Origin of the sequence: Oceanimonas sp. MB9 (assembly GCF_011319775.1) — a bacterium.
In the GTDB taxonomy this organism is placed as follows: domain Bacteria; phylum Pseudomonadota; class Gammaproteobacteria; order Enterobacterales; family Aeromonadaceae; genus Oceanimonas; species Oceanimonas doudoroffii.
This window is the reverse complement of the sequence record NZ_VFBE01000003.1, coordinates 187982-203877: the sequence shown is the minus strand read 5'-3', so window position 1 is coordinate 203877 and position 15896 is coordinate 187982. Positions and strand designations below refer to the sequence as shown.

At 58.7% G+C, this 15896-nt stretch carries 16 protein-coding genes; 2 read left to right on the top strand and 14 right to left on the bottom strand.

The features are described from left to right. Positions 1–15: 15 nt before the first annotated feature. The 12 genes from rplV to argC form a co-directional block, all read right to left on the bottom strand. Positions 16–348 (bottom strand): 50S ribosomal protein L22, encoded by a 333-nt coding sequence (gene rplV / locus OJHNALOF_RS02465; protein WP_014290679.1) that lies wholly within the window; start codon positions 346–348, stop codon positions 16–18. 10 nt (positions 349–358) lie between these two features. After that, on the bottom strand, positions 359–637 hold the full coding sequence (gene rpsS, locus OJHNALOF_RS02460; protein ID WP_014290680.1) for a 30S ribosomal protein S19: 279 nt from the start codon (positions 635–637) through the stop codon (positions 359–361). Between the two features lie 21 nt (positions 638–658). Beyond that, a complete protein-coding gene (gene rplB / locus OJHNALOF_RS02455) occupies positions 659–1483 on the bottom strand; it encodes a 50S ribosomal protein L2 (RefSeq protein WP_094201100.1) in 825 nt (274 codons plus the stop codon). A gap of 17 nt (positions 1484–1500) precedes the next feature. Further along, positions 1501–1803, bottom strand: a complete 303-nt coding sequence (gene rplW / locus OJHNALOF_RS02450) for a 50S ribosomal protein L23 (RefSeq protein ID WP_014290682.1) — start codon at positions 1801–1803, stop codon at positions 1501–1503. Further along, positions 1800–2405: a 50S ribosomal protein L4 gene (rplD, locus tag OJHNALOF_RS02445; RefSeq protein ID WP_094201101.1), complete on the bottom strand. Its 606-nt coding sequence runs from the start codon at positions 2403–2405 to the stop codon at positions 1800–1802. The genes rplW and rplD overlap by 4 nt, the downstream gene beginning before the upstream one ends. 17 nt (positions 2406–2422) lie before the next feature. Beyond that, complete coding sequence (gene rplC, locus OJHNALOF_RS02440; RefSeq protein WP_014290684.1) at positions 2423–3061, bottom strand: 50S ribosomal protein L3; 639 nt, start codon at positions 3059–3061, stop codon at positions 2423–2425. 21 nt (positions 3062–3082) lie between these two features. Further along, the gene (gene rpsJ, locus OJHNALOF_RS02435) at positions 3083–3394 is read right to left on the bottom strand and encodes a 30S ribosomal protein S10 (protein ID WP_014290685.1); all 312 of its coding nucleotides are present in this window, start codon (positions 3392–3394) and stop codon (positions 3083–3085) included. Positions 3395–3711: 317 nt separating this feature from the next. Beyond that, positions 3712–5094 (bottom strand): argininosuccinate lyase, encoded by a 1383-nt coding sequence (argH, locus tag OJHNALOF_RS02430; RefSeq protein ID WP_165661061.1) that lies wholly within the window; start codon positions 5092–5094, stop codon positions 3712–3714. A 206-nt stretch (positions 5095–5300) separates the two neighbouring features. Then, positions 5301–6512 (bottom strand): argininosuccinate synthase, encoded by a 1212-nt coding sequence (locus OJHNALOF_RS02425; protein WP_165661060.1) that lies wholly within the window; start codon positions 6510–6512, stop codon positions 5301–5303. A 6-nt stretch (positions 6513–6518) separates the two neighbouring features. Beyond that, the gene (locus OJHNALOF_RS02420; RefSeq protein ID WP_165661059.1) at positions 6519–7427 is read right to left on the bottom strand and encodes an ornithine carbamoyltransferase; all 909 of its coding nucleotides are present in this window, start codon (positions 7425–7427) and stop codon (positions 6519–6521) included. Positions 7428–7436: 9 nt separating this feature from the next. Then, the gene (gene argB / locus OJHNALOF_RS02415; protein WP_165661058.1) at positions 7437–8222 is read right to left on the bottom strand and encodes an acetylglutamate kinase; all 786 of its coding nucleotides are present in this window, start codon (positions 8220–8222) and stop codon (positions 7437–7439) included. 6 nt (positions 8223–8228) lie between these two features. Continuing rightward, positions 8229–9242 (bottom strand): N-acetyl-gamma-glutamyl-phosphate reductase, encoded by a 1014-nt coding sequence (gene argC, locus OJHNALOF_RS02410; RefSeq protein WP_094201106.1) that lies wholly within the window; start codon positions 9240–9242, stop codon positions 8229–8231. Between the two features lie 248 nt (positions 9243–9490). Between argC and argE the strand changes: the two genes are divergently transcribed. Both argE and ppc read left to right on the top strand, forming a co-directional pair. After that, complete coding sequence (gene argE / locus OJHNALOF_RS02405) at positions 9491–10642, top strand: acetylornithine deacetylase (RefSeq protein WP_094201107.1); 1152 nt, start codon at positions 9491–9493, stop codon at positions 10640–10642. Positions 10643–10754: 112 nt separating this feature from the next. Continuing rightward, positions 10755–13376 (top strand): phosphoenolpyruvate carboxylase, encoded by a 2622-nt coding sequence (gene ppc, locus OJHNALOF_RS02400; RefSeq protein ID WP_165661057.1) that lies wholly within the window; start codon positions 10755–10757, stop codon positions 13374–13376. Positions 13377–13420: 44 nt separating this feature from the next. On the opposite strand, the gene OJHNALOF_RS02395 is transcribed toward ppc, so the two are convergent. Together OJHNALOF_RS02395 and OJHNALOF_RS02390 are read right to left on the bottom strand one after the other, a co-directional pair. After that, the gene (locus tag OJHNALOF_RS02395; RefSeq protein WP_165661056.1) at positions 13421–15292 is read right to left on the bottom strand and encodes a DUF4105 domain-containing protein; all 1872 of its coding nucleotides are present in this window, start codon (positions 15290–15292) and stop codon (positions 13421–13423) included. A gap of 109 nt (positions 15293–15401) precedes the next feature. Continuing rightward, positions 15402–15887 (bottom strand): DUF3015 domain-containing protein, encoded by a 486-nt coding sequence (locus OJHNALOF_RS02390; RefSeq protein ID WP_165661055.1) that lies wholly within the window; start codon positions 15885–15887, stop codon positions 15402–15404. Between the last annotated feature and the right edge of the window lie 9 nt (positions 15888–15896).

The window sequence follows — 15896 nt, the reverse complement described above, 5'->3', positions numbered from 1 at the left end:
TTATCTCCTAGCCTCTTAGCGGTCGGACACAACCACAGTGATGTGGCTGGTACGCTTCATGATACGGTCCGCGCGGCCCTTGGCACGAGGACGAATACGCTTCATGGTGGGACCTTCGTCAACGAAGATCTTGGTCACCTTCAGCTCATCGATATCCGCACCTTCGTTGTGCTCGGCATTAGCAATGGCAGATTCCAGTACCTTCTTGACCAGAACGGCAGCCTTTTTGGGGCTGAACGCCAGGACATTCAGTGCCTTGTCTACGGACAAGCCGCGAACTTGATCGGCTACCAGGCGCGCCTTCTGGGCAGAAGTACGAGCAAAGCGGTGTTTAGCTATAGCTTCCATCTTTTACCCCTTAACGCTTCTTGGCCTTCTTATCAGCGACATGGCCGCGATAAGTACGAGTCGGTGCAAATTCACCCAGCTTGTGACCGATCATTTCATCGGAAACGTAGACAGGTACGTGCTGACGACCATTATGGACAGCGATGGTCAAACCGATCATGTTCGGAATGATCATTGAACGACGGGACCAAGTTTTAATTGGCTTTTTATCCCCGCTTTCCACCGCTTTCTCTACCTTCTTCAGCAAGTGCAGGTCGATAAACGGACCTTTCTTGAGAGAACGTGGCATGGTGATACCTCTAAAAAACTATTACTTGTTACGGTGACGTACCACGAACTTGTCGGTACGCTTGTTTTTACGGGTCTTGGCGCCCTTGGTCGGTTTACCCCAGGGGGTAACCGGGTGACGGCCACCAGAGGTACGACCTTCACCACCACCGTGCGGGTGGTCTACCGGGTTCATCGCCACACCACGTACGGTCGGGCGAACACCACGCCAGCGCTGTGCACCGGCTTTACCCAGCTGACGCAGCATGTGCTCAGCGTTGCCAACTTCACCCAGGGTGGCACGGCACTCGGCCAGCACCTTGCGCACTTCACCAGAGCGCAGACGCAGGGTCACGTAGTTGCCTTCGCGAGCCAGGATCTGGGCGTAAGTACCGGCGGAACGGGCGATCTGCGCGCCTTTGCCAGGCTTCATTTCAATCGCGTGAACGGTAGAGCCCACGGGAATGTTGCGCATCGGCAGGCAGTTGCCGGCCTTGATCGGAGCAGCGTCACCGGAGAACAGCTGATCGCCAGCCTGAACGCCTTTCGGGGCCAGGATGTAACGACGCTCACCGTCTGCGTACAGCACCAGAGCGATGTTGGCAGAGCGGTTCGGATCATACTCAAGACGCTCAACCTTGGCCGGAATACCGTCCTTGTTGCGCTTGAAGTCGATGATACGGTAGTGCTGCTTGTGACCACCACCGATGTGACGGGTGGTGATGCGACCGTTGTTGTTGCGGCCACCAGACTTGGACTTTTTGTCCAGCAGGGCTGCAAACGGCTTGCCTTTGTACAGTTCCGGGTTGCTGATCTTGACGACATGACGGCGACCCGGAGAAGTAGGCTTACATTTTACGATTGCCATTTTGAATTACTCCTCTCTTACTCGGCACCGCCGATGAAGTCGATGTCCTGACCTTCTTTCAGGGTCACGTAGGCCTTTTTCCAATCGGAACGCTGGCCAACACGCATGCCGGTACGCTTGGTTTTACCCTTTACCAGCAGAGTGCGAACATCTTTAACTTCAACTTCGAACAGCTTCTCGACCGCAGCCTTAACTTCGGCTTTGGTAGCATCCTTGGCGACCTTGAACACGATGGTGTTGGTCTTCTCGGCAACCATGGTGCTTTTTTCAGAGATATGCGGCGCCTTCAGAACTTTCAGAATACGCTCTTCACGGATCATGCCAGCATCTCCTCGATTTGCTTAACTGCGTCGGCAGTTACCAGTACCTTGTCGAACGCGATCAGAGAAACCGGGTCGATACCGGCCACGTCACGCACGTCAACCTTGTACAGGTTGCGGGCGGCCAGGAACAGGTTCTCGTCCACTTCGCCGGTGATGATCAGAACGTCGTTCAGATCCCACTGCTTCAGCTTGGCAACCAGTTCTTTGGTCTTCGGCGCTTCCACACCGAACTTCTCTACCACGATCAGACGCTCTTGACGTACCAGTTCAGACAGGATGCTCTTGATGGCACCACGGTACATCTTCTTGTTGACCTTCTGGCTGTGATCTTGCGGCTTGGCTGCAAAAGTCACACCACCGGAACGCCAAATCGGAGAGCGGATGGTACCGGCACGGGCCCGGCCGGTGCCCTTCTGGCGCCACGGCTTCTTGCCGCCGCCGGACACTTCGGAACGGGTCTTCTGAGCACGAGTACCTTGACGAGCACCGGCGGCATAGGCCACAACAACCTGATGCACCAGAGCTTCGTTGAACTCACGCCCGAAGGTAGTTTCGGAAACTTCAAGAGCGCCTTGCGCGTCTTTCATTACCAATTCCATTACTATCTCCTCAGACGTTACGCTTTAACGGCAGGTTTAACGATGACGTTGCCGTTAGTCGCACCCGGGACTGCACCTTTGATGAGCAGCAGGTTACGATCAACATCAACGCGAACCACTTCCAGGTTCTGAGTGGTTACCCGCTCAGCACCCATGTGACCGGCCATTTTCTTGCCCTTGAACACGCGACCCGGAGTCTGGTTCTGACCAATAGAACCCGGAGCACGGTGAGACAGAGAGTTGCCGTGAGTCATGTCCTGAGTGCGGAAGTTCCAGCGCTTAACAGCACCAGCGAAACCCTTACCCTTGGAAGTACCGGTAACGTCTACTTTCTTGACATCAGCAAAGATGTCGACTTTCAGCTCGGCACCAACTTCGATGCTGTCGCCTTCGCCTTCACCCAGGCGGAATTCCCACAGACCGCGACCCGCTTCAACACCGGCTTTGGCGAAGTGGCCAGCTTCCGGCTTGGTGATGCGGTTAGCTTTCTTGGTGCCAGCGGTCACCTGGATGGCAGCATAGCCATCCTGTTCCAGTGTTTTCACCTGGGTAACACGGTTGGCATCTACTTCGATAACGGTGACCGGGATGGACACGCCGTCTTCGGTGAAGACACGGGTCATACCCAGCTTACGACCTACTAGACCGATTGCCATTGATAAAACCTCTTTCCGTTATTAGCCCAGGCTGATCTGGACGTCTACGCCAGCAGCCAGATCCAGACGCATCAGCGCATCGACAGTTTTGTCGGTGGGCTCAACGATGTCGACCAGACGCTTGTGAGTACGAATTTCGTACTGATCACGTGCATCTTTGTTCACGTGTGGAGATACCAGTACGGTGTAGCGCTCTTTGCGAGTCGGCAGCGGGATGGGACCGCGAACCTGGGCGCCGGTGCGCTTGGCAGTTTCTACGATCTCCGCAGTAGACTGGTCGATCAGGCGATGATCGAACGCCTTCAGGCGGATACGAATTCTTTGGTTCTGCATTACCAGAGCTCCAATTGGATAAAGAACATAAAATCAACACCGCCTGCTCTTTTAAATAAAGAGGGGGTGCGATTTAACAACGGTGCCCACCATATCGGGGGCCTGTAATGGGTCAGGAGCTACCTGACCGAAGCCTTTCGGCTACTTGGTAAAGTTAACCAAGCGAGCGGCATTATACGGTAATGGTGCCGTGTTGCAAGTCTGCTCTGTTATTTTTTAACCAGTGACAAGCGAGAGGAGTGGAGCGGCAGGAGTGGGAAATAAAGATCCAAAAAGAGCCCTTACGGGCTCTTTGGTGCATGCCGTGATAATGAAGCTTACCGGCGAGCCTGAAGGTGCTGCTCGGCGTTGGTCAGGGCCACTTCCACCTGCTCCGGGGCCACGCCACCCAGGGCGCAGCGGCTGGCCAGGCTGGACTCCAGGGTCAGGCGCGGGTAGACGTCGTCTTCAATCACGTCGCTGAACTGTTTGAAGTCTTCCAACGGCAGCTCTTCCATCGGCAGTTTCTTGCCGATGGCGTGCACTACTATGGCACCCACAATGTGGTGGGCTTCGCGGAAGGGAATGCCCTTGGACACCAGGTAGTCGGCCATTTCGGTGGCGTTGGAGTAGCCGCCTTGGGCCGCTTCCCGAGTCTTGTCTTCGTTGACCTTGAGATCGTGCAGCACCATCTCGGACATTTCCAGGCAGTCGTACCAGGTGTCGAGGGCGTCGAACAGACCTTCCTTGTCTTCCTGCATGTCCTTGTTGTAAGCCAGCGGCAGGGCCTTCAGGGTCATCATCATGCCGGCGTAGGCGCCGAACACCCGGCCGGTCTTGCCGCGGATCAGCTCCAGCGCATCCGGGTTTTTCTTCTGGGGCATCAGGGAAGAGCCGGAGGTCACGGCGTCGGACAGCTCGAGGAAGCCAGCCTCACCGGAGTTGTAGAAGATCAGATCTTCGGCAAAGCGGGACAGGTGCATCATGGAGTTGACGGCACAGTTGATCAGCTCCAGCACATGGTCCCGGTCGGAAACCGAGTCCAGGCTGTTGCGGGTGGGGCCGGCAAAGCCGAGGGACTTGGCCAGCTCATGGCGGTCTACCGGAAAACCGGTGCCGGCCAGGGCGCCGGAGCCCAGCGGACAGGTATTCAGGCGGGCGGCGGCATCCTGCAGGCGGCTGTAGTCCCGCTCCAGCATTTCCACATAGGCCAGGCACCAGTGGGAGAAGGTGACCGGCTGGGCGCGCTGCAGGTGAGTATAACCGGGCAGCACGGTGCCCTGCTGCTCCCGGGCCACGGTCACCAGCTGGTTTTGCAGGGCGTCGATTTTTTCCAGCAGCAGCGGCACCTGGGCCTTGCACCACAGTTTGAGATCGGTGGCGACCTGATCGTTGCGGCTGCGGCCGGTGTGCAGCTTCTTGCCCAGATCACCCACGGCGGCAATCAGCTCCCCTTCCACCCAGGAGTGAATGTCTTCCGCGTCGGATTGCAGGATCTGCTCCGGATCGGCCACCACCCGCGCCTTCAGTTCGTTCAGCGCCTGTTCCAGCCGCTGTTGCTCCTCGGTAGTCAACACGCCCACCTTGGCCAGGGCACGGGACCAGGCTACCGAGCCCACAATGTCCTGCTCCGCCAGCCGGTAATCGAACCGCAGCGAGTCGTTGAACTGCTTAAAGCGGGTATCCGCGGCCTGAGTAAAACGTCCACCCCAAAGTGCCATAATTCTGTTACTCCTATCTAAAACATAGCTATCAGCCTTAAGCTGTAAACTATCAGCAGCCCGAGTGGCTGGAAGAAAATGTCTTCCGCCCGCCGGTACGGCATGGCTGTAAAAATGGTGAATATATCGTGTTTTTTCTTACAGCTGACAGCTTATAGCTTAAAGCTGGATAAAAAAGGGGCCAAAGGGCCCCCTTTTTTATTCCATCACTGCTGCTGGTCTTTCAGCGCCTTGATGCGGCTGGCCAGAGAGTAAAGACGGATAAAGCCTTCGGCATGGCTCTGATCGTACACCTCGTCCGCGCCAAAGGTGGCGAACTCTTCGGAGTACAGGCTGTTGGGAGACTGCTTCTGAATGGCGGTCACCTGGCCCTTGTACATCTTCAGTACCACTTCACCGGATACGTCTTCGGCAATGGCTTCGGCAGAGGCCAGCAGGCCCTTGCACAGCTGAGTGAACCAGCGGCCGTCGTACACCAGGTGGGAGAACTCGGCGCCCACCTTTTCGCGCCAGGCGCGGGTCGGCTTGTCCAGCACCAGCTCTTCAATGGCGCGCAGGGCAGCCATCATCACGGTGCCACCGGGAGTTTCATAGCAACCGCGGGACTTCATGCCCACCAGACGGTTTTCCACGATATCCACCCGGCCCACGCCGTGCTTGGCGGCGCGCTCGTTCAGGTGGGTCAGCACCTGATACGGGGTCATGGCGTTGCCGTCCACGGCCACGATGCGGCCCTTTTCTACGGTCAGCGACACGGTTTCGGCCTTGTCGGGGGCCTGCTCGGGCGACACGGTCCAGGTCCAGGCCTGTTCGGACGGCTCGTTCCAGGTGCTTTCCAGCTCGCCACCTTCGGTGGAGATGTGCCAGGCGTTGGCGTCACGGGAATAGATCTTGGTGGCGCTGGCAGTGGTCTTGATGTTTCGCTCGGCCAGGTAGTCGAGCAGGTCTTCACGGCTGCGCATGTCCCAAATCCGCCACGGGGCGATCACGGCCAGTTGCGGAGCCAGGGCAGCCACGGCGCCTTCAAAGCGTACCTGGTCGTTACCCTTGCCGGTACAGCCATGGGAGATGGCGTCGGCGCCTTCGGCCAGGGCCACTTCCACCATGGCCTTGGCGATCACCGGACGGGCCATGGAGGTACCCAGCAGGTAGGTGCCTTCGTAGATGGCGCCGGTGGTCAGGGTCGGGTAAACGTAGTCGCTGACAAATTCGTCTTTCAGATCGGCCACGATGCACTTGGACGCACCGGAAGCGATGGCCTTTTCTTCCACGCCTTCCAGATCTTCCGCGCCCTGACCCACATCGGCCACGAACGCCACCACTTCACATCCCTCGTAGTTTTCCTTCAGCCACGGAATGATGGCGGAGGTATCCAGGCCGCCGGAATAGGCCAGCACGATCTTTTTGAATTGGCTCATTAACAATTATCCCTTCATCAATGTCAGCAGCACGGCGTTCTGGGCGTGCATGCGGTTTTCGGCTTGGTCGAGGATCAGGGAGGCAGGGCCATCCATGACCTCGGAAGTGATTTCCCACTCCCTGTGGGCGGGCTGGCAATGCAGCACCTTTTTTGCTCCGGTTTTGTCGAGCAGGGCCTGGTTGATCTGGTAAGGCATGTAGATCTCCTTCACCTGCTCCAGCGGCGTATTATCACCCATGGAGACCCAGGTGTCTGTATAGATCACGTCCACCCCTTCAATATCGTCCAGGCTGTCGGTCACTCGAATTTTGGCGCCGCTGACGGCAGCCAGGGCCTCGGCTTCCTTCAGGATCTGCGCGTCCACGTTGTGGCCGCGGGGGCTCACCGCGGTGACGGTGGTGCCCAGAATGGCGCCGCACAGCAGCAGCGAGTGGGTCACATTGTTGCCGTCACCCACATAGGCCAGGTGCACCTGGCTCAGATCATCAAAGTGCTCGGAGATGGTCAGAAAATCCGCCAGCGCCTGACACGGGTGATAGAGGTTGCACAGGGAGTTGATCACCGGCACGGTGGCGTGCTCGGTCATCTCCACCAGGGTCTGGTGGTCGTAGACCCTGGCCACGATGGCGTCGCACCAGCGCGACAGGTTGGCGGCGAAGTCCTGCACGGTTTCCCGCTTGCCCATGGCGCCATTCTGGCTGTCCAGGTACACGGCATGGCCGCCCAGCTTGTTCACGCCGATGTCAAAGGTCACCCGAGTACGCAACGACGGCTTCTCAAACAGGGTCACCACGCTCTTGCCCTTGAGGGCCTCGGCATACTTGGTCGGATTGGCCTTGACGTCTTTGGCCAGCTCGAGGATCTGCTCGATCTGCTCCTTGCTGTAGTCCTTCAGGCTCAGTAAATGCTGCATGGGGCTTCCTTAATGAGAAATACGGGTGCCGTGCTCGGACTCACCGGCCAGCAGCGACAGCAGCTGCTCCGGGTAACGCCAGCTGCCCACGGCCACCGGCCGGCCCAGGGTCTTGGTAGCCTTGAGCGCCGCCTTGACCTTGACCGCCATGCCGTCCTTGATGATGTTCTTGTCCATCAGTTCAAAGGCATCGGCCTCGGTCAGGTGGGCAATACGCTGGCCCTTGCCGTCGAGAATGCCGCTGACGTCAGACAGCATTACCAGCTCGGCATCGAGAATTTCGGCAATGGCGGTGGCGGCCTGATCGGCATTGACGTTCATAAGCTTGCCATCAAAGGTAATGCCGATGGAACTGACGATGGGCAGGAAACCGCCGCTTAGCAGGCTGGTCACCAGGGTGGCGTCGCCACCTTCAATCTGGCCCACCGCACCCAGCTCGGGATCCAGCTGACTGACCCGGCACAGGCCGCCGTCGGCCAGGCACAGGCCCACGGACGGAATCTCGTGGGCGAGGGCCTGGGCCAGCAGCAGCTTGTTGGCGGTGCCGGCCAGGGCGCCGGCGATCACCGGAATCTGCTCAAAGGGGGTCACCCGCAGGCCGTTTTTCTTGGTGGAGGTCAGGCCCATGGCCTTGAGCTGATTGTCCACCAGCACGCCACCACCGTGCACCAGCACCAGTTGGCGGTTGGATTCGTTCACAAAGGCTTTCAGGGTGGAAAACAGCGCTTCCAGCGCCTTGTCGCTTTCCAGCAGGGTGCCACCCAGTTTAACCACCAGCGGTTGTTGCTCAGACATGCGTTGTTACTCCTTGACCAGACCCGCCAGCGGCGAGAATCCCTGATGAATGTTGATGCACTGAATGGCCTGACTGGCGGCGCCCTTCAGCAGATTGTCGATGGCCGATACCACGATCAGCTGGTTGCCGTCCCGGCTCCAGTGCAGATCGCAGAAGGGCGTTCCCGCCACGTCGTTGATCTGGGGCCACTGCCCCGCCAGCCGCACAATGCGCTGGCCGTCGTAGGCCTGGTGGTAGGCGGCGGCAATCTGTTCGTCGGTAACGTCGTCCTTCAGCTGCACATAGACGGTAGCCAGAATGCCGCGAATAAAGTTGCCCAGATGCGGCTGGAACACCACCTGGGTGCCCAGATGATGGCTGATCTCGGGCTGATGGCGGTGGTTGAACACGCCGTAGGGCTTGAGGCTGACTTCACAAAAACTGTTGGCCATACTGGCCTTACGGCCGGCACCGCTGACGCCGGACACGGCGCTGATGATGGGGCGGTTGCCGTCGGCAATCAGCCCGGCCTGCTCCAGCGGCTTGAGCGCACTCAGGGAAGCGGTGGGGTAGCAACCGGGCACGGCGATCAGGCTGGCGGCCCGAATGGCGTCCTGGTTCCATTCCGCCAGACCGTAGGCGGCATTGGCCAGCCAGTCGGTATGCTGGTGGGCAAAACCGTAGAACTTGTCGTAGAAGCCCTCACCAGGCACGCGAAAGGCACCGGACAGGTCAAATACCGGCAGGCCCTTGGCCAGAAATCCCGGGGCCAGATCGTGGCTCACCTCATGAGCGGTAGCCAGCAATACCAGGTCCGCCTCGGTGTGAATACGGCTCAGGGCTTCGTCATCCAGCGGCAGCAGCGGCAAATCGATCACGCCCCGCCAGCGCGGGTGCAGGCTGGCAAATGGCTTGTGGGCATCCTGACTGCCCTCGGACACATAGAGTCCGGCCAGTTCCAGGTGGGGATGGCCGTGGATCAGTCCGGCCAGCTCGGCGCCGGTGTAACCACTGGCACCTATGATTGCAGCTTTCAACATGGTCGCGTCCGTAATCTCGATTCAGCTCGTTATAAATATGCAGGCGTCAGCCTAGCGTGTTAGCAGGGCCTGTGTCACCCTGAGGCAAAACGGTGTGGCGCCATCATCGCCCTTTGGCGGGCAAGCAGGATGCAGGGCCAAAAATCACCACCGGTTACCGAATATTGACTGAACGGCAGACTAGCAACAAAAACATATTTATGCAATTGTGTTGAATTTAAATTTGAATGAACTTTGACGGAGGCCCCATGGCATCATTCAACCTGCTGGACATGTACCGAGACATCATCGCGCTGCCTTCCATCAGCAGCACTGACAGCAGCTGGGATCAGAGCAACGAGCAGGTGATTCGCCTGCTGGGTGACTGGTTCAGCCAGCTCGGCTTTGAGGTGGAAATCACCGAGCTGCCCGACCTGCCCGGCAAATTCAACCTGCTGGCCACCAAAGGCCAGGGCGATGGCGGCCTGCTGCTGGCCGGCCACACCGACACCGTGCCCTTTGATCCGGGCCGCTGGAACAAGGACCCCTTCAAGCTTACCGAGGAAGGCAACCGCATCTATGGCCTGGGCACCATCGACATGAAGGGCTTCTTTGCCTTTATTGTGGAAGCGCTGAAAGACATGGACCTGAGCAAGCTCGACAAGCCCATTCGCATTCTCGCCACCGCCGATGAGGAAACCACCATGGCCGGCGCCCGTGCCATTGCCAGCGCCATGGCGATCAAGCCCGACTACGCGGTGATCGGCGAGCCTACCGGACTGGTGCCGGTGATGATGCACAAGGGCCATATGTCGGAAGCCATTCGCGTCACCGGCAAAAGCGGCCACAGTTCGGATCCCGCCAACGGCGTCAACGCCCTGGAGATCATGAATCAGGTGATGGGCCGGCTGCTGGACCTGCAGCGCCAGCTGAAAGAAAAATACGCCAACCCCCATTTCAAGGTGCCCCAGCCCACCCTCAACCTGGGCCATATTCACGGCGGCGACAGCCCCAATCGCATCTGCGCCTGCTGCGAGCTGCACTTTGACATGCGTCCCATTCCCGGCGTGGGCCCCGACGAACTGCTCGGTCTGCTGCACCATGCCCTGGCCCCGATCAAGGAGCAATACCCCGATGCCCTGGAGTTGACCCACCTACACGAGCCCATTCCGCCCTACGGCACCGATCCGGACGCCGAGCTGGTGCGCGCCGCCGCCGAACTGACCGGCCACCCGGCGGAAGCGGTGAACTACTGCACCGAAGCCCCCTTTATCAATCAGCTAGGCTGCCAGACCATAGTGCTCGGCCCCGGCCATATCGCCCAGGCCCACCAACCCGACGAATACCTGGACCTGTCTTTCGTCCAACCCACGGTAGCGGTGCTGCAACGCCTGGTGAGCCGCTTCTGCTTAAGTAACTAAATTACAAAATGTGAGCTGCGGCATGCCGCAGCATTGACCGGCTGCGGGAAAGCTGGCTGAATGAAACACGGAAACGTGACCATTTTGTAATAAACTGACAAAAGAGGCAGATATGGATAATCATGCGGCACTCAGGGCCAATGTGGGCCTGCTGGGTCAATTGCTGGGCGATGCCATTCGCGAACATCACGGACAGGCCTTTCTCGACAAGATAGAAACCATTCGCCAGCTGGCCAAGTCGGCCCGCCAGGGCAATGACGAGGATCAGCAGCAGTTGCTGATCACCCTCAAGCAACTGAGCGATGACGAGCTGCTGCCGGTGGCCCGCGCTTTCAGTCAGTTTCTCAACCTGGCCAACGTGGCCGAGCAGTTTCACACCATTTCCCGGGGCTATCGTCAGGACGCCGGCCCCAACCCCCTCGATCAGGTGTTTGAGCGGCTGAAGGGAGCCAACGTCAGCGAAGCGGACATTCGCGATGCGGTTGCCTCACTCGACATCGATCTGGTGTTGACCGCCCATCCCACCGAGGTAACCCGCCGCACCTTTATTCACAAGCATGTCCAGCTTAACGACTGCCTGGCGGCGCTGGAGCTGGAGCTACCGGAAGAAGAAAAGGCCGGCCTGCTGGCCCGGGTGGATCAGCTGATCACCCAAGCTTGGCACAGCAACGAAATCCGCGCCCAGCGCCCCACCCCGGTGGATGAAGCCAAATGGGGCTTTGCCGTCATTGAAAACAGCCTCTGGCCCGCCCTGCCCCGCTTTTTGCGCCAGCTCGACGAGCGCCTGGAACACGAACTGGGCGAGCGCCTTCCCCTGGACGCCGCTCCGGTGCGCTTTACCTCCTGGATGGGCGGCGACCGCGACGGCAACCCCTTCGTCACCGCCAGGGTCACCGAAGAGGTGCTGCTGCTGGGCCGCTGGATGGCCAGCTCGCTGTTCCTGAACGACATTCAGGAGCTGGTGTCGGAGCTGTCGATGTCCGAGGCCAGCCGAGAGCTCTATATCGAAAGCGGCGAACACGACGAGCCCTACCGGGCGGTGCTGCGCCGGCTGCGAGAAGATCTGCGTGAGACCCTGCTGCACCTCAACGCTCGAGTGCAGGGCCAGAAGACCGATGCCCGGGATCTGATCACCGACAGCGAGCAGCTGCGCCGGCCCCTGGAGCTGTGCTATCGCTCACTGCAGGAATGCGGCCTGAACAAGATTGCCGACGGCCTGCTGCTGGATGTGATCCGCAAGGTGGCCTGTTTTGGCATTCACCTGCTCAAGCTCGACATTCGCCAGGACGGCGAGCGCCATACCCAGGCCCTGGCCGAAATCACTCGCTACCTGGGGCTGGGCGACTACGCCGAATGGAGCGAGGCCGACAAGCAGGCGTTTCTGCTTAACGAGCTCAACTCCCGCCGGCCGCTGCTGCCGCGTCAGTGGCAGCCTTCCGACGACACTCGGGAAGTGCTCGACACCTGCCGAGTAATCTCCCGTCATCCGCGGGATGCCTTTGGCATCTACATCATCTCCATGGCCGGCGAGCCGTCGGACGTGCTGGCGGTGCAGCTGCTGCTGAAGGAATGCGGGGTCGACTTTACCTTGCCGGTGGCGCCGCTGTTTGAAACCCTGGACGATCTCAACCACGGCGCCGCCGTGATCGAGCGGCTGTATCAACTGCCCTGGTACCGGGGCTATATGCAGGGCCGCCAGTACGTGATGATCGGCTATTCCGACTCCGCCAAGGACGCCGGTATGCTAGCCGCGGGCTGGGCCCAGTACAGCGCCATGGAAAAACTGGTGGCCATCAGCGCGAAGGAAAAGGTGGCCCTGACCCTGTTCCACGGCCGCGGCGGCAGCCTGGGCCGGGGGGGCGGTCCGGCCCGCCAGGCCATTCTGGCCCAGCCGCCGGGCTCTACCCTGGGGGGGCTGCGAGTCACCGAGCAGGGCGAGATGATTCGCTTCAAGTTCGGCCTGCCCCAGGTGGCCATCGACAGCCTGGCCATTTACGCCAGTGCTGTGCTCGAGGCCAACCTGCTGCCGCCCCCCGAGCCCAAACCAGAATGGCGTGCGCTGATGAACGCCATGGCGGAAGTATCCTGCGCCCATTACCGCTCTCTCATTCGTGGCGAGCCCGACTTCGTGCCCTATTTCCGCGCCGCCACCCCCGAGCTGGAACTGGGCAAGCTGCCGCTGGGCTCCCGCCCGGCCAAGCGCAAGCCCAACGGTGGCGTGGAAAGCCTGCGCGCCATTCCCTGGATCTTTGCCTGGACCCAGAACCGGCTGATGCTGCCGGCCTGGCTGGGCGCCCACAAGGGGTTGGAAAAGGTGGTGGAAGACGGCCACGAAGCCACCCTCCGTGCCATGAACCAGGGCTGGCCCTTCTTTCGGGCCCGCCTCGACATGCTGGAAATGGTGTTCCTCAAGGCCGACCTCGGCCTGGCCGCCTATTACGACAGCGTACTGGTGCCCGAGGAGCTCAAGCCGCTGGGCAAACGGCTGCGGGACGAGCTCCGCGCCAGCACCAAACTGGTGCTGCAACTGAAGGAAAAATCGGAGCTGCTGTCCAACGAGCCCTGGATTCAGGAATCCATCAAGCTGCGCAACCCCTATACCGATCCGCTCAACGTGCTGCAGGCCGAGCTGCTCAAGCGCTCCCGGGAGCAGGGTGACATTCACCCGGTGCTGGATCAGGCGCTGATGGTCACCATCGCCGGCATCGCCGCAGGCATGCGGAATACCGGCTGAGACGCTACCTTCCGTCAACCCGGCTGCAGGCCCCTGCAGCCGTATCAATAGTAAAAATACGCGGTCAGCTTCATGGATGTATTCTCTGTGTGCCAGTGCTGATACTGAAGCTGACTGCGCAGCGCCAACCGGCGATTGACCGCCCAGTTCCAGCTTGCAGTAATAACGGCATCCTGCTCAGCATCAGTATTGAGCAGTGCCAGGTACTGTCCTTGCAAGCCCGCCCGGTGCTGCGCACCCGCCTGATAAAGGATCCCGGCTTCCACTCCGCCCCCGGCCGCTACCTCATGCTCCGTTAATGCCCCATGACTGCCTGCAGCAGACAACAATGAATACATATGGAGTTTATCTGAACGCCCCCAGGCCTTACCGGCCCCTCCCTGAAAGAACCACCGGCTTTGCTTTGCGTCTTTCATCCCGGGCTTGCGATCAAAACCTGATCTGACGTTCCACGCCAGGCTGTCAAACACCCTGTTGCTGGGTGCCAGTGCCATGGCGTCTACAAGATACATACGTTCAAGCCGCGCCTGCGCATTGCTGTCAATATTCAGCTGTGAATCCAGAAAGCTTATCTGGGCCCCGGGAATAAAACCTGCCTGGGAATCCAGCACATCATGATATGCCGCCCGCCATTCCAGTGTTACCTGCTCGTGCGAATGCGTATTGCCTTGCACCCCCAACCCGACCCTTGCCGAACCGTGGCCCAGCTCAGGAGACACCCGAGGTGCCTGCACCGGTGAAAAAGGCGAACCGGTTGCGATTTTGCTGCGCTCATGCAGCAAGCGCGTCAGACGCTTTGCCGTGCCATCGCGTTCCAGACCTTTATCATACAGTTCAAAATTGAGCCATTCGTAGGCAAGCTCCAGTATCGCTGCTCGCTGTACCAAAGAAACTTGGCCCAGGGAGTCGTAATCCCCATGCTTGGCATTGATGACCTGATTCATCAGGGCCGGATCGATTTCATTGAATTGGTGTAGTAGCCTGGTGCCAAACGCGGCACGATATCGTGGGGTGGCCAGCAGATTATTGTTGGCTAATGTTGCAACGGTATCGGAAGGTATGGCCTGCAGCGGAAAATCCTTGATAAGCGATAAATCGTCCCGTGCCAGCTCCAGCAACGCCAGCAGCTGATAAGAGCAATTTTCATCCAGAAAATAATAATCAAACTCCGCATCACGCATTTCCCACAAATGCAGCAAGACGCGGTTCACCTCTCGAGTATCAAGGGCAAGCCGGTATTCCCAGATATCCCGCGATTCCATGTCATTATATTCACGCACCTTTCTGTAATAGGGCATTACCGTGAACCGGCCCGGATAGCTACCTGCCAACCCCTTTAGTGCAAACAGGGCCGGGTTGTCCTGGGTTTCCGGCTCTGCGGCAAAATTGATGGCAAATGCGACCAGCTCCTTGTTTCTCGTCTGATCTTTGGCATCCACCCGCAATAATGTATGGCCGAACATGGATGAGGGGTTATTCATGAATGCCGTTGGAAATACCAGCGTCATGCCTTCGGGATCCAGCACGCTCCGCCATCGTTCCAGTTCCGGGCAATTGAGCCGCGCTGAGCGCCCGTGCAGGGACTCCAGCCAGGTATAGCGTGCCGGATATTGGCATTGAGCGCGCTCGGCCACGAGCGGATCTCGGCTATACAAGTGTTCAATGGTGGCAACCAGTTCGGCGTAAGGATTTTGCTTTCCATCTTGCGCAAGAAAAAAGCGCCCCTGCCTGATGGTACTGACCGAACCGCGCAGCGGCTTGGAAAGATAATGCCCCAGTTTCAGCCAGTATGGGTTCTGTGCCAGGGTTGTCGCATCAAAACGCTCGTGATCAAACGACGAGGCGCCCAGCGCGGCTGAATGAAGGGAATACAGAAGGCCGAAAATGGCAATAACACTGAGCTTCGGAAAAACCATGACATACCGCTATTATCAATCTGGTACTTTGCGACCATTAATTCTCATTCCGATCACAAAAAATGCCCCCGCAGGAGCATTTTTTTGATCTCATATCTGGCCTGGGCCATTAGATACGATAAGACGCCAGCGCCTCGTTCTGTGCAATCAGGTCATTCAGATTGACCAGAACCTCGGTGGAGGTGACATTTTCTGATGCGAAGATGGTTGCGAAGTTCTCTTGCGCAACGGCGTTAAAGGCAATCTTGTCTGCATCCTGGATGCCCCAAACTTCAGACAGGGTTGCCAGCGTTTCACCCTCACCCTTGGCAATATCACGGGCCAGGTTATCCATGTTACCGTCGATGAACATGGCCAGTTTCTGTGATGAAGTGATGGTGCCGGTGCCGTCACAACCCAAAGTGCCAAACGTAATACCAAATGTCTGGTTACCTGAAGTGCCATTGGTGGTTGCAGCCAGCACTTTATGTACCTTGCCGGATTTACCATCAAATACCATGGTGCCCAGGCCGCAACCGATATCCTCATCGGCCATGGCTACATTGGAGAAAGAAAAGGCAGATACCAACGCCGTTACCGCAAACATCTTTTTCATGAAATACCC